This window comes from Geminocystis sp. M7585_C2015_104, from assembly GCA_015295805.1.
Taxonomy (GTDB): domain Bacteria; phylum Cyanobacteriota; class Cyanobacteriia; order Cyanobacteriales; family Cyanobacteriaceae; genus DVEF01.
Map to the genome: position 1 here is coordinate 1 of DVEF01000001.1, position 13,501 is coordinate 13,501.

Annotated in this window: 15 protein-coding genes and 1 tRNA gene; 11 read left to right on the forward strand and 5 right to left on the reverse strand. The window is 43.4% G+C overall.

The window, feature by feature from the left end:
• Positions 1-382 precede the first annotated feature (382 nt).
• The 7 genes from IGQ44_00005 (at position 383) to IGQ44_00035 (ending at position 3,918) form a co-directional block, all read left to right on the forward strand.
• Positions 383-1,069: a methyl-accepting chemotaxis protein gene (locus IGQ44_00005; GenBank protein HIK36366.1), complete on the forward strand. Its 687-nt coding sequence runs from the start codon at positions 383-385 to the stop codon at positions 1,067-1,069.
• Between the two features lie 170 nt (positions 1,070-1,239).
• Positions 1,240-1,632 carry a hypothetical protein gene (locus IGQ44_00010; protein ID HIK36367.1) on the forward strand — a complete coding sequence of 131 codons (393 nt, stop codon included), beginning with the start codon at positions 1,240-1,242 and terminating at the stop codon, positions 1,630-1,632.
• A gap of 62 nt (positions 1,633-1,694) precedes the next feature.
• Entirely contained in the window at positions 1,695-1,997 is a 303-nt protein-coding gene (locus tag IGQ44_00015) for an Hpt domain-containing protein (GenBank protein ID HIK36368.1), read from the forward strand.
• Positions 1,998-2,293: 296 nt separating this feature from the next.
• A complete protein-coding gene (locus IGQ44_00020) occupies positions 2,294-2,596 on the forward strand; it encodes a hypothetical protein (protein HIK36369.1) in 303 nt (100 codons plus the stop codon).
• A gap of 239 nt (positions 2,597-2,835) precedes the next feature.
• Complete coding sequence (locus IGQ44_00025; protein HIK36370.1) at positions 2,836-3,420, forward strand: hypothetical protein; 585 nt, start codon at positions 2,836-2,838, stop codon at positions 3,418-3,420.
• Between the two features lie 20 nt (positions 3,421-3,440).
• Entirely contained in the window at positions 3,441-3,623 is a 183-nt protein-coding gene (locus IGQ44_00030; GenBank protein ID HIK36371.1) for a hypothetical protein, read from the forward strand.
• Positions 3,580-3,918 carry a hypothetical protein gene (locus IGQ44_00035; GenBank protein ID HIK36372.1) on the forward strand — a complete coding sequence of 113 codons (339 nt, stop codon included), beginning with the start codon at positions 3,580-3,582 and terminating at the stop codon, positions 3,916-3,918. The genes IGQ44_00030 and IGQ44_00035 overlap by 44 nt, the downstream gene beginning before the upstream one ends.
• Positions 3,919-4,017: 99 nt before the next feature.
• Here IGQ44_00035 and IGQ44_00040 read toward each other — a convergent pair whose 3' ends face one another.
• The 3 genes from IGQ44_00040 to IGQ44_00050 all read right to left on the reverse strand — a co-directional run bounded on the left by IGQ44_00040 (position 4,018) and on the right by IGQ44_00050 (position 7,406).
• Entirely contained in the window at positions 4,018-4,167 is a 150-nt protein-coding gene (locus tag IGQ44_00040) for a hypothetical protein (GenBank protein ID HIK36373.1), read from the reverse strand.
• A 197-nt stretch (positions 4,168-4,364) separates the two neighbouring features.
• Positions 4,365-5,096, reverse strand: coding sequence for a DevA family ABC transporter ATP-binding protein (locus IGQ44_00045; protein HIK36374.1), 732 nt, complete (start codon positions 5,094-5,096; stop codon positions 4,365-4,367).
• Between the two features lie 63 nt (positions 5,097-5,159).
• Positions 5,160-7,406 (reverse strand): PBP1A family penicillin-binding protein, encoded by a 2,247-nt coding sequence (locus IGQ44_00050; protein HIK36375.1) that lies wholly within the window; start codon positions 7,404-7,406, stop codon positions 5,160-5,162.
• Between the two features lie 69 nt (positions 7,407-7,475).
• On the opposite strand from IGQ44_00050, the gene rodA reads away from it, so the two are divergent.
• From rodA to IGQ44_00065, 3 genes are all read left to right on the forward strand, one after another.
• The gene (gene rodA / locus IGQ44_00055; protein ID HIK36376.1) at positions 7,476-8,723 is read left to right on the forward strand and encodes a rod shape-determining protein RodA; all 1,248 of its coding nucleotides are present in this window, start codon (positions 7,476-7,478) and stop codon (positions 8,721-8,723) included.
• A gap of 46 nt (positions 8,724-8,769) precedes the next feature.
• Complete coding sequence (locus IGQ44_00060) at positions 8,770-9,510, forward strand: HAD family phosphatase (protein HIK36377.1); 741 nt, start codon at positions 8,770-8,772, stop codon at positions 9,508-9,510.
• A gap of 3 nt (positions 9,511-9,513) precedes the next feature.
• Positions 9,514-9,586: transfer RNA gene (locus tag IGQ44_00065), tRNA-Ala, on the forward strand.
• A 48-nt stretch (positions 9,587-9,634) separates the two neighbouring features.
• Here IGQ44_00065 and dnaK read toward each other — a convergent pair.
• Both dnaK and IGQ44_00075 read right to left on the reverse strand, forming a co-directional pair.
• Positions 9,635-11,719 carry a molecular chaperone DnaK gene (gene dnaK, locus IGQ44_00070; protein HIK36378.1) on the reverse strand — a complete coding sequence of 695 codons (2,085 nt, stop codon included), beginning with the start codon at positions 11,717-11,719 and terminating at the stop codon, positions 9,635-9,637.
• An 86-nt stretch (positions 11,720-11,805) separates the two neighbouring features.
• Complete coding sequence (locus IGQ44_00075; protein ID HIK36379.1) at positions 11,806-12,801, reverse strand: metallophosphoesterase; 996 nt, start codon at positions 12,799-12,801, stop codon at positions 11,806-11,808.
• Positions 12,802-12,983: 182 nt separating this feature from the next.
• On the opposite strand from IGQ44_00075, the gene rimI reads away from it, so the two are divergent.
• Positions 12,984-13,448: a ribosomal protein S18-alanine N-acetyltransferase gene (gene rimI, locus IGQ44_00080; protein HIK36380.1), complete on the forward strand. Its 465-nt coding sequence runs from the start codon at positions 12,984-12,986 to the stop codon at positions 13,446-13,448.
• Positions 13,449-13,501: the final 53 nt, after the last annotated feature.

Sequence of the window (13,501 nt, forward strand, 5' to 3'; positions counted from 1 at the left end):
CCCTCTCAGAAACCTACTCTTGTCGAGCCATAAAAATATTGAAATTATCAGGATTACGGGGAGGCGGAAGATAAATTACTCCCTGAAAGAGAAAAAATTATCTCCCAAAAGGGCAATTGTAATATATAAATTTAGATAATTTTGAAGCGAAGATAATGCATTTGAAATTTCGAAAAGAATATGACATTAATAACATAGTACTGGGTCCAGTGGAAGGTGGAAATTATTTGGAATAAGAACAACCTTATAGTGTAAGTGCTACCTTCACCTGGCAAGGGAAAAATATAATCTCTTTACCATACCTGGCACTAATTGGGTAATTGTAGTAATTATAGTTACAAAATATTTTAAAAGAGCGGTACAACAACTACTAACACTCTTTTTGGCAGTGGCAATTATTTTGGGTTTTGTGGCTATAGGAGTGATTTTTCTCCTTTCTCGTCAACTGTCTAAACCCATAAGAAAACTGGCAGAAACAGCCACAGAATTTGCCACAGGAAATATGGAAGTAAAAGCAGCAGAGGAAGGTAGTTGGGAAACTGTATATCTTGCCCAAAGTTTTAACCACCTGGTAGCAGAAGTTAAGAATTTACTAGCAGAAAAACAAAAATCCCTAGAAGTAGCAGAAAACTTAGCACAGATGCTACAGAAACAAAAACAAAGAATTGGGAAAAATCTGTTTATTCTTCAAGGGGTAGTGGAGGAAGCAGCAAAAGGTAACCTGACAGTAAACGCGCCTCTGTGTGAGGGGGAGGTGGGAATCGTCGCTGATTTCTTCAATAGTATCATTGAGAGTCTAAGGGATATTGTCCTTGGTGTCAAGGAGAGTGCCATAAAGGTAACACAGTCTCCGACTAGACAGCAAGAAGAAATAAAAACCCTTGCCGCCGACGCCATCTATCAGTCAGAAAAGATTGAAGAGGTGTTTGAATTGGTGCAACAATTAAACCCTTCCATCCAAAAAATAGCGGAAAACACCACCCATGTGGCCAAGACAGCCTCTCATGCCGAGTTGCTAAAACCGGCGAAAAAGCCATTGAAGAGACAGTCCACGCCATTTTACATCTAAAAGATATCATAGAAAATACCGCAAAAAAGGTAAAACAACTGGGGGATTCTTCCCAGAAAATTACTAAGGCATTATCCCTCATTAACCAGATTGCCCTACAAACTAATATACTCGCTATTAACGCCAGTGTAGAAGCCGCTCGTGCCGGCGAAGAAGGAAGAGGCTTTGCCGTGGTAGCAGAAGAAATTGGGCAATTGGCTAACAAATCTGCCGCCGCTACCCGGGAAATTGAAGAAATTGTGCAGTTAATCCGCCAAGAGACTGCCGATGTGGTCACCGCCATGAGAAATGGCACTAATCAAGTTACTAAAAGCAACACAACAGTAACTCGGGCAAAAGAGAATTTTGAGGAAATTGTCAAGTTAATCAACCATAACCTCCAACCCATTGTCAGTGCCACTACTTCTCATACAGAGATAGCACAAAATCTTTTCCAGCTGACACAATCCCTTGCTTCTTTTTCTCAGGAGACTCTTTCCATTCCCCGTCAGGTTACGGCTTCCCTCGCAGATACCATCTCTCACACTATGCAATTAAAAGATTCTGTAGAAGTCTTCCCATGATGAATGACAGCCACAAACTGCAATGACTTAGACTAGAATTTCTCCAAGAGGCTAAAAAATACATTGAGACATTACATGCCACCCTTTTAGTCTCCCCACCAGATGTGGAAAAACTGTTACAAGTCACACACAAGGGGGGCGCCGCTATTGTTGAGTATACACATTTAAGTGATTTGGCTCATCAGCTGGAGGATTTTTTTTTAATTATCAAGGTGGGCAAAGTTAAAATCAATGAGGAGATAAAAAACCATTTGCTTTTAGCCGTTGATTGTCTCAAAGAATTAGTTAATTTATCCTCACAGCCACAAGAAATTCCCCCAATGGTTGCAGACAATATTATAGCAAATATTTACTATTTTTCCTAAATTAATTAGCATTTTGGCTACGAGTAATACGAGGTTTTTATAGGAGTAAAAGTATAATTATATTTTTGAAGATTAACCGAAAACATTTCTACAACAAATCAGAATAATTAGCAAGGCAAAACAGCAAACAATACCCTTCAGAGTTAGTGGATTGTTTGGAACATTTAACTGGGGTTGCCTTCATGTTATACTTACCGTATTTTGCTGATTTTTGCTCCTCTTTAAAAAGCCATATTTATGTTAATTTGTTAGGGCATAATGACTATATACTAAAGAATCTAGGGAACATTCAGGCGTTGGTTTTATCCGGGCAAGCACAACTTATTCCTTCCACTTTTGTCGAACTCCCAACACCAAAAGAATCAAAGTATCCCTGGAAAATAACACCAATTCCTCTCCCACTACCGGAATTAAACTGGCTGGTATTCCGGCTAACCATAGATAGAAACCGACTAAATTTGCTTTTGACGAAACTCCACTCCCTCAAAGATAATGAAGACTTGGCATTGAAGGAAAATTTTACCATATGCCTGGAAGAAGAATTCGAGAAAATACTGCGATATTTAACAGTTACTAATAGACTCATTAATCGTATATAAAAATAGGAATAAGACTATTTTAAAATATAATAATGACCTGAAAAAAGGGAGGGAATCAGATAGCTAAAATTCAGTGTAAAGATGTTTTCTTAGAAGTAAAAGGGAAAAATGGATTAATAGAAAGGAACATTTTGGAGAGACTAAAAGAGCCAATAACACACCTATTTCGGAATGCCATTGCCCATGAAATTGAAAACCCATCCGAGCGCAAATTAAAGGGAAAACCGCCCTAAGGATTAATTTCCATAAAGGCTGTTAGCCAAGGCAATGAAATAATTATAACGGCGGCTGATGATGGCAGAGGGATAGACATAGAAAAAATAAGATTAAAGGGAGAAAAAATGGGGTTACAAAGAGAAAAATTAAAGAGGATGACAGAAGAAGAATTGATAAAACTAATTTTCACGCCGGGTTTCACCACAGCCAGTCAGGTAACATCCTTGGCGGGGAGGGGGGTAGGATTGGATGTGGTAAGGGAGGCAGTGGAGGCAATGGGGGGAAGAGTGGAAGTAAAAACAGAGTTGAATGTAGGCACTAGGTTTACCCCCTTATCCGTGTCTGTAATGAGGGTTTTGTTGGTAGGGGTGAGAGGTTTTTTATTGGCTTTTGCCACCAATTCTATCGGGGAAGTTAAACTCTTTTTCCCGGATATAGGCAATAAGATAAAACTAGTCTTCCTATCGGATTGGCTGCAATTTCACTATGCCTCGCCAATAAGGGAGAAAATGCCGAGGGTTTGGATGCCCCTAGTGGTGATAACGGGGGAGAATGGAAATGAGGTAGGATTTGTGGTGGATAGCTATTGGGGGAAAAAGAGGCAGTGAATATGGCGTTGTCTTAGCAGATGGATGGCAGTATAGCAGTGTTAGTAGAGTCAAAATCCTTAATCCAATGGCTGGAAAAAACCCCTAGAAGATACAAAAGAATTCCGACTGTAGACGACTCAGCCAATGTCAGAAAGATGTTAGCCTGGACTTTAGAAAATGCCAATTACCCGGCGAGGCAAAAGACGGGAAAAACGCTGTAATTTCCGACTTAGAAATGCCAAAGAAAGATGGTTTTGGGTTATTGGCAAGTATAAAAAAACATTCCCATTGGCGACAAATTCCTGTGATTATTCTAACCTCCAGGACTATCGTCTGCCGATGATTTTTTGGCTAAACCCTTTTCGGCAACAGAATTACTCCACACCCTCTCCCGCACTAACCTATGATTATAAACCCCACGGCCTATCGTCTCATAATACATTACGCTCAACGTTAAAACTGTCTGCCAATGCTATTATAAACAGTGATCTTTTAAAATACAAAAGTAAACTTTAAATACATTAATATTACAAAGTTAGGAGCGCAGGGGGAGAATTTCCACATCACTGGGGGTGGGGCGTGTAGGCCCTCAGGGGCATTAAACACATAAGTGTCTTACATGACAGTTGCGCCAATTGAAACCATACCAAACCAGGAAAAGTCGGCGAGGGGACAGTCTTTGGCTTTCGTAGCTAAGGGGCTTCCGTCGGCTAATACCTCTGCCGGCTTCCAATCAAGGGCGCCGATGCCCACGTTCACCCCCAATTTTGTATTATTATATTTCCCTTGGCGGGTGGCGTGGGGGTTTGCCTTTGATATATAGCCCCTGAAGACAGCAAACACCGGCCATCAAACAGTAGTGGTAGCTACCAACAGAGCTTTTTTCTCCTCATATATTCCCCGCCCCCGGCACTTGCAACCACTATGCCAGATTCCCCTTCTTGATGGGGACAGGCTAAACCCTACATCTCATCCTTCAATCTACCATCCTCCATCATGATGATACGGTCTGCTACATCCAAAATACGGTCATCATGGGTAACTATAAGGATAGTACAACCTTGTTCTCGTGCCAGTCTTTCCATGATGTCTACCACATCCCGCCCGGCTTTACTGTCTAGGGCGGCGGTAGGCTCATCTGCCAAAACCAACTGGGGATGGGGTGCTAATGCCCGGGCTATTGCCACTCTTTGTTTTTGCCCTCCAGATAGGTTTTCCGGATAGTAGTTTATTCTTTCCCCCAACCCTACCGCCTCTAATATTTCCCTTGATTTTTTCTCTATCTCCCTATCAGTATATTCTGGATGTAGTTCCAAGGACATTTTTACATTTTGTTGGGCGGTAAGGGAGTTTAATAAATTATGAGCCTGGAATATGTAGCCTATTTTTCTCCTAGTTTGAATCAGTAGCTTTTCTGGGGCATTTACTAACTCTTGCCCGAACACTTTTAAACTTCCGTGGTGGGCAGTGCGGAGGGCGCCAATGAGGGTGAGAAGGGTAGTTTTGCCCGAGCCGGAAGGCCCTTTCATTATCACAATTTCTCCTTTCTTTAGGGTGAGATTAATGTCAAACAGTATTTGTTTTCGCATTGCCCCTTTGCCGTAGAAGAAGTCTAGATTTCGAATTTCTACCACCTTTTCCGTCTCTTGGTTTTCTTGTTGCTTGCTCAGAGAATTTGTTTCTAAAAAAAACATAGCCTCTCCCCCTTCTATTTCCTATTTTTATTGTAGCTTAAAGTGTTCAATTTTTTACAGAGATTAAAGAGTTTTTTTCATAAATTTTCCCCATAAAAGGGCCGCCTGTTTACTGCTACTGTGGGTGGGGGAATTGTCATCATTTCCTAACCAAATACCGGTAATAAGATTGTTTTTGGGAAGATAGCCGATAAACCACAAATCTACCCCCTTGTTAGTAGTGCCCGTCTTACCGGCTTCATCATATCCCAAACGGGCTGCCCCGCCTGTGCCTGAAGTGATTACCTTTTGTAACATGCGGTGCATGGTCTGGGCGGTTTGGGGTTTAATTACCTGTTTCTGCTCGTCCCCATTTTCGTTAAACTGATATACTATCCTACATGTTTTGTGATTTTGGGAGTCCTCACAGTCTCGGCCATCCCGTATCACTTTGATAGCGTGGGGGCGTGACCAAATGCCGTTGTTGGCAAAGGGGGTATAGGCGCCAGTGATTTCCAACACGTTGACTTCGCTTTGCCCCAACACCAACCCTGGTACCGCCTGTAAGGGGGATTGGATACCCATTTTATGAGCAGTAGCCACCACCGTGTCTAAGCCCACATCCTGGGCCACCCTCAGGGCAACAGCATTCTCCGACTGTGCCAAGGCTATTTCCATGTTAGCCGCACCCCCCACCCTCTCGCAAGCCCTATACAAAAATCCCCGCCAACGCAAAGGGGCACAAGAGTATACTTTAGTGGGGGGAATACCCTTCTCTAGGGCTGCTGTATAGGCGAATACCTTAAAAGTTGACCCAGGTTGCCTTTGGGCTTGGGTGGCGCGGTTGAATTGGCTTTCTTGGAAGTCTTTACCCCCCACCATGGCTACTATCTCCCCGGTTTTACTGTTGAGGGTGACGAGGGCTCCTTGACTGAAGTTGTTTTGTTTACCATTGGTTGCAAGATGCTCCTTTAAACTCTCCTCCGCCAGTTTCTGGATTTTGGGATTAAGTCCAGTTTCGATGATAAAATCCCCCTCTTTCGTCAAATCCTCCCCCAACAACTCCCTCATTTCCCTAAAAACATGACTGTAGTAGTATGGGGCAATCACCCGGGAAAAGGCATCCCTGGCTTGAGGACTAATTTCAATTCTAGACCTTCTGGCCTCTGCCGCCTCCTCCTGGCTAATCATCCCCAAACTCAACATCCTGGAAATCACCCGGTTGCGCAAATTTACAGCCGCATCGTAATTCTGTACCGGGTTATAAGCGTTGGGAGCCGGTAAAATGGCCACTAGAGTGGCAGCTTCGTTTAAAGTTAACTCCTTGGCAGGCTTGTTGAAGTAGAAATGGGCTGCATCCTCGAATCCATATAGGTTGAAGCCTAGATAAACCCGGTTTAGATAAGTCTTGAGGATAGTATCCTTGCTGTATAATGCCTCTAGTTTCAAGGCTACCATCATCTCCCGCCATTTACGGGCAAGACTGTTTTCCCTTCCTACTGCTGGATATATACTACGGGCCAACTGTTGAGTAATTGTACTGGCCCCCTGTCTGATTTCCCCCTCCCTATTAACCAGGAAAGCACGAATTATGCCAATAGGATCAACTCCAAAATGCCAATAAAAACGGCTGTCTTCCGAGGCTATGAGGGCTTTTGGGATTAAGCCAAAGTCTGAAAGGCTTTCCAATTCTCGGTGGGTTGAGTCAATCCGAGGCGCCAGTAGAGTCTTGCCATCATTGGCATATACCACTGTTTGCCCCCCCACATGGTCCGGAATTGGATATACTTGGTATTTACTCCACTCCCAACCAATAAAACTTAGTCCTAGCAGTAAACCAAAGCCAGTGGTAAAAACGCCATGACGCAGAAGATATGTCCAATTGCTTAAACCCTTGTCAAAACGGATTTCTATTCCCTCCGCTAATTCCGGAGGACCTAGGGTTACTACATCGTTATGATAAAGAGTAAGAGAATCACACCTCTTTTCCCCATAGTAAACCCCATTGGTAGAGTTTAAATCCCTTATGACAAACCGCCTTGGGTTTTTCTCATCCCTTTCTACTACACAGTGAATCTGGCTTACAATTGGACTACGGATAACTATATCACAGTTCTTGCTACTACGCCCGATTACATAACGATCTCCCAGAAGAGGATAACGGTAGTGGGATTGTCCACAACGAATATACAAGGAGGGAACTGGACGATTAGACTTCAAAGGGGGAAGATATACCCTGGATTGGACCGTATTCCAAATGTCACTAACAGTACGACTGACAGCGGTCATAAAAGAATTGTTGCTATTATGACCATTAGACTTGTTGTCCATCATCTTTATCTCACCCTCACTGTGGCAGAAAGGTTACAATTATAAGGTCTTATCACCCATTCATGGCTGATGAATGACAACTCCAAGCAAAATCATTTAGACTGGCTATTAATCGTCCTGATTATTGGTTTGAGTTTATTTGGCACTATAGTTATCTATAGTACTCAAGCCTATAAACAAGGCACTGACTGGCAACAACAGTTAATCATAGTGTTGATAGGCAGCATTATTATGATGCGCCTGTCCTATTTCTCCTATGAAAGACTATTACAACTACACTGGTGGATTTATTGGTTTAGCAATTCCCTCCTGGTATTAGTATTGTTCATAGGCCAAACCATAAATGGTGCCCAGAGTTGGATTAACATTGCCGGCTTCAACTTTCAACCCTCCGAATTGTCCAAAGTCGCCCTAATTATCAGTTTAGCCGCCATTTTGGCTCAAAAGGACGCCTCTCATATTTCCCGTCTCCTTCCCATAGCTCTTCTGGTAGCAGTACCTTGGACTTTGATAATGTTACAACCGGATCTGGGCACAGGGTTAGTATTTGGCGCCATAGCCCTCACCATGATATACTGGGCCAATGCCAGTCTGGGATGGATACTGTTAATCCTCTCACCCCTCATCTCCGCCTTCTTGTACAACATTGTCTTCCCCATCTGGCTAGTTTTTTTAATTGGCATGATTTTCATAGCCTGGTTTACCCTCCCACAGGCAATCCGCAGTTTATGGGCTTTGGTAACCCTCGTAATAAACTATGGTGCCGGCCAGTTAGGACATATTCTCTGGGATTTGCTCAAACCCTATCAAAAAGCCCGTCTTACCCTTTTCCTCAATCCTGAACAAGATCCCCTTGGTGGCGGTTATCATTTAATTCAGTCTAAAATTGCCATAGGCTCGGGTGGTTTATGGGGCAATGGTTTTCTCAAAGGCACTCAAACCTATCTTAACTTTGTCCCTGAACAACATACAGACTTTATCTTTAGTGCCATTGGCGACCAATTTGGCTTTGTAGGTTGTCTGATTATTTTAGTAATATACTGGTTGATATGTTGGCGGCTTGTATTGATTGCCCTACAAGCAAGAGACAATTTTGGTTCCCTTATTGCCATTGGCGTTTTGGGCATGACTGCCTTCCAGGCCATTCTCAACATCTCCATGACTATTGGTTTAGCACCCATTACTGGTATCCCTTTACCACTCCTCAGTTACGGCCGTTCATATCTCCTCAGCAATTTTATCGCCTTTGGTATAGTAGAATCTGTAGCAAACAATAGGGTAGTCCTTCCTAAACCAAAAAGGGTTAAATACCGCTAATATTCCTTTATGTCTTCTAGAATTCCCCCGCACATCTAGAGGAAAAATGAGTATAAAGGCAGTGCTTTTTGACTTCAATGGCATTATTATCAAAGACGAGGAGATCCATCAGCAGTTAATAGATGAGCTCCTTTTGGAGGAAAATTTACAGCCTTCTCGACCGGGAGAATATCAAAGATACTGTCTGGGGAGAAACGACTATTCTGCTATTAAAAATATTCTAGAAGCCCGTGGCAGATTTGTCCAAAATGAATACCTGGATAAACTGGTCAAAAAAAAAGGAAAACTCTACCTACAAATCCTATCAACCATGGAGACAATACCCATTTTTGAAGGGGTAAGAGAATTTATCCAATCCCTCCAGACAAGAAATCTCCCTCTGGCAATAGTTAGTGGCGCCCTACGACAAGATATAGAATATGTCCTAGAAAAAACTAACCTGAAACAACACTTTCCTGTTGTAGTAGCCGGGGATGAAATCAAAGCCAGTAAACCCTCCCCAGAAGCCTATCTCTTGGCATTAACAAAATTAAATCAAATATCCCCCCTTTTAGATATAAAACCCCAACACTGTCTGGTAATCGAAGACACACTAGTAGGCATCGCTAGTGGCAAAAACGCCGGTATGACTGTGGTAGCCGTAGCCAACACCTACCCCCTCCACATACTCCAACGGCACGCTAACTGGTGCGTTGACCGTCTCTCCCAAATCGACCTGGACTGGATTAATCAGGTGCTGGCCAAAAAAACAACAGAATCTGCTATAATGGAACAACAGATGGAATAACCTGGGGCATTAGCTCAGCTGGTAGAGCGCTGCGATCGCACCGCAGAGGTCAGGGATTCGAGTTCCCTATGCTCCATTTCGACTACAAGGGCCCATTAGAAAACCCCCCACCACCCACGCCCCATTACCAGTTGTCGTCGTCATCCCAATCGTTTTCGTAAGGGATGGAAAGGTTTTTCTTGCCAACCCGATAACCCCCCTCGGGTTTATAGCGGGGAGGATTGGCGGCAGGATAACTGTTACTATTGTCACTAGGGGGGTATTTGCTAGGATAGTCCCTATTGCCGTAACGAGGATTTGACTGCCGCTGCCGTCTCCAGTCATACTCCTCCTCGTCATCCCCCATAAAGGTTTTCTTGATGGACTCAAAAAAGCCCTCTCCTTCTTCCTGTTTATACTGGAGACGCACCTCTCGGTTGAGTTCGTATAAAACGTCCTCCAAATCCGCTATACTCTTGTCCAAACGGCGATCATCTTGTTTCTCCAGGGCGTCCAGAATCTCTTTACATATATTGTCAATGTCCTGACGATAGCGATTGGCAAACTGGGTGCCAAAGTCTAAGGCCACTTCCCTCAGTCTCCTCTGGGCTTGATCGGCTAAAGCCCTGGCCCGATTGCGTTTTTCTACCCTCTCCCGTCTCTGCCTGTCTAACTGGGCAAATTCCTCCGCCTCCCTGATCATCCTTTCTATTTCAGACTGAGGTAAGTTGGAAGCCCCTTGGATTACAATACTTTGTTCTCTGCCAGTGGTTTTATCCCTGGCAATAACCTGTAAGATGCCATTGGCGTCAATGTCAAAAGAAACCTGAATTTGAGGCACACCTCTGGGGGCGGGGGGTATCCCCGTCAGCTTAAATCTGCCTAGGGATTTGTTGTCCGCCGCCATCTCCCTTTCCCCCTGCACCACGTGAATTTCCACCATCGTCTGATTATTCTCCGAAGTGGAGAATATCTCTGACCTTCTTACCGGTATCGTTGTATTTCTAGGTACTACTTTCTTGGTGAGGCCACCAACAGTCTCAACCCCAATAGACAGAGGCGTAACATCCAGTAGCAGAATGTCCTTCACCTCGCCGGCAAGAATACCCGCCTGGATAGCAGCACCCATAGCCACTACCTCGTCAGGGTTAATATTCTGATTGGGCTCCAAATCGATAAAACTGCGCACTAAATCCTGTACCATGGGAATACGGGTGCTTCCCCCCACCAGGATTACCTCGTCAATGTCAAAAGGCGTCATGCCGGCATCTTTCAATGCCCTTTGCAAAGGACGTCTTAGTCTGGACACTAAATCCCCACACAATTCCTCAAATTGTGCCCTAGTAAGGGTGGCCTCTAGATGTTTTGGCCCATCTTCAGTGGCGGTGATGAAGGGTAAATTAATCTCAGATACACTTACCCCAGACAACTCTATTTTCGCCTTTTCCGCTGCCTCTGTTAGTCTTTGTAACGCCTGGCGATCTTTCCTTAAGTCTACTCCCTCTTCCTCTAAAAACCTGTCTGCCAACCAGTCTACAATTTTCTTGTCAAAGTCATTGCCTCCTAACTGGGTATCCCCACTAGTAGCCTTCACCTCAAATACCCCATCCCCCACTTCTAGTATGGACACATCAAAAGTGCCCCCCCCCAAGTCAAACACCAGGATTCTCTCATTCTTTCTCTTGTCTAACCCGTAGGCCAATGCTGCTGCCGTCGGCTCGTTAATAATTCTTAACACCTCCAGACCAGCTATCCGGCCTGCATCTCTGGTGGCCTGTCTTTGGCTATCATTAAAATAAGCGGGTACGGTGATGACTGCCCCTGTCACCTCCTCTCCCAGATACCTCTCTGCTTCCTCTGCTAGTCGTCGCAGTATCATCGCAGAAATTTCCTCTGGGGCGAATTCTTTTTTCAAACGAGGGCAACGGATTTTTATATTATCTAGTTCATCCCGGCGAATAGTATAGGGCACCCGTTTACTTGCCTCACTTAACTCACTATATTTGCGCCCCATGAAGCGTTTAATGCCATAATAGGTATTCTGGGGGTTCAACACCGCCTGTCTTCTCGCCATCTGTCCCACTAACAATTCCCCCTCCTTGTTAAAAGCCACCACAGAGGGGGTAATGCGACTACCTTCTGAATTGGGTATTACTACAGGTCTACCCCCCTCCATTACCGCTATTACCGAGTTAGTTGTGCCTAAGTCTATCCCTACTACTCTTCCCATTGTTTCTGTTTTTCTCCAGTTGTTTTATTTCTACGCCCTCGTCAGGAATACTACCAGTCAGTCTCTATTGTAACGAATCGTCATTATCATCGTTCCCTTGACAGGGTAAAAACGGTAATTTCCGGCCTACAATTGAAACGCATAAGGGGATATGACATTCCTAACCCTCTATTAGTGTACAGCCTGAAATCACCGAATTTATACAACCCCGCCGGGTATAATTTGCCATAAGGTGGTAAAAACCCCCCCTTTTTGAAGGGTATTCTCACCTGTCCTCCGTGGGAATGTCCTGACAACTGTAATTGAAAACCATGAGTCCCCCACACCTTGGTTGCAAAATCTGGCTCGTGCACTAGGGCAATATTAGTTCCTTTTTTGGGCAAATTGGACAATACTAAATCCAAATCGCCCCTGCCGAACATTATATCATCTATCCCTGCAATGTTCAAATAATTTTTGTTTTTCCTAATAGTATAGACCTCGTTTTTAAGCACAACAATTCCACTCTCTTTTAGGGCTTCCTCTACCAGGAGATAGTTAGTAGAATAATCATGATTTCCTAACACCGCAAAACTCTTATATTTCGGTTTCAGTCTCTTCAAACATTCCCCTAGAGTTTCCTTATCTTTCTCATAATCCCTCCCTTCATACAACTCAGACTCTATTTTACCCAACCTCAAAAAAATCTTCCTAAACAGTCTTCTGCCCCTAGTCTTGCGGGGCAGTCGTGGTACAATCTCATTGCGCAACCTCTCTGCATACCCAGTCTTTGAAGTAAAAAAATCCCCCGTTAAAACTACAATATCTCCTCCCTGTTTATTCACTAAATCTACTATCCTCTTCAGTCTCCCTCCTGTCATCCACTCGTTGATATGTATATCACTTATCTGCACTATTTTCCACCCCTCAAATTCCTCCCCCAACCCCTTTAATTTCAAATCAATGTGTTTTACTTCCACCCACCCTGGTTCAATTTCATAGCTATAATATATAACTCCTAGTGATGTGACAAAAAACAATATCAGCAACCAGACTATTGTGCTGCAAATCCTTAATGCCCCTCTGCGTAAAACCTTAAACATCTCGTGCTCTTTGAAATAGCTTACCCCACCATCCAAGGGACTTTTGCCATACTCTCCCTAATTATTCCTTGGTGTTATTATAATTATTCTGCTAAATTATTGGAACATGTTTTACGATTTACCTGCTCATGATATAATTATAAAACAAGAAAAAATCGCTTATAATCTAAAATTTTTAATCCATGACCCCGGGTGGTGTAGAAATAAAACCTCTAACGGAAAAGGAATTATCACAAGCACTGGAATTAGACGATATTTGTTTCGGAGGGCTTTGGAGTCTTGAAGGCTACAGAAGAGAAATAGAAAGCCCCAACAGTTGTCTGTTAACAGTTAGCCTCAATCTAGGAGGAACTAAAAAAGTAATTGGTTTGGGCTGTTTTTGGGCAGTTTTAGAAGAAGCCCACATCACAATTCTCGCCATCCACCCAGATTACCAAGGCAGAGGATTGGGGAGTTTACTTCTAAAAAATCTCCTAGAAGAAGCCTACAACAGAGGACTAGAAAGAGCAACTTTGGAAGTAGCACAAAGCAACAAAAAAGCCATTAACCTCTACAAAAAATTTGGATTTAAAGAAGCCGGTAGACGCAAAAAATACTACCAAAAAACAGGCGAAGACGCCCTTATACTCTGGAAATATCTACCATGAACCCTCCCACATCAACAAAAATTAATTTCTATAACCCCACCTCCCCAGTAAGA

Coding starts and splice junctions, on each gene's coding strand:
- IGQ44_00030 (HIK36371.1), top strand. CDS start 3,441: ATGGATGGCAGTATAGCAGTGTTAGTAGAGTCAAAATCCTTAATCCAA.
- IGQ44_00035 (HIK36372.1), top strand. CDS start 3,580: ATGCCAATTACCCGGCGAGGCAAAAGACGGGAAAAACGCTGTAATTTC.
- IGQ44_00045 (HIK36374.1), bottom strand. CDS start 5,096: ATGTTTTTTTTAGAAACAAATTCTCTGAGCAAGCAACAAGAAAACCAA.
- IGQ44_00050 (HIK36375.1), bottom strand. CDS start 7,406: ATGGACAACAAGTCTAATGGTCATAATAGCAACAATTCTTTTATGACC.
- rodA (HIK36376.1), top strand. CDS start 7,476: ATGAATGACAACTCCAAGCAAAATCATTTAGACTGGCTATTAATCGTC.
- IGQ44_00060 (HIK36377.1), top strand. CDS start 8,770: ATGAGTATAAAGGCAGTGCTTTTTGACTTCAATGGCATTATTATCAAA.
- dnaK (HIK36378.1), bottom strand. CDS start 11,719: ATGGGAAGAGTAGTAGGGATAGACTTAGGCACAACTAACTCGGTAATA.
- IGQ44_00075 (HIK36379.1), bottom strand. CDS start 12,801: ATGTTTAAGGTTTTACGCAGAGGGGCATTAAGGATTTGCAGCACAATA.
- rimI (HIK36380.1), top strand. CDS start 12,984: ATGACCCCGGGTGGTGTAGAAATAAAACCTCTAACGGAAAAGGAATTA.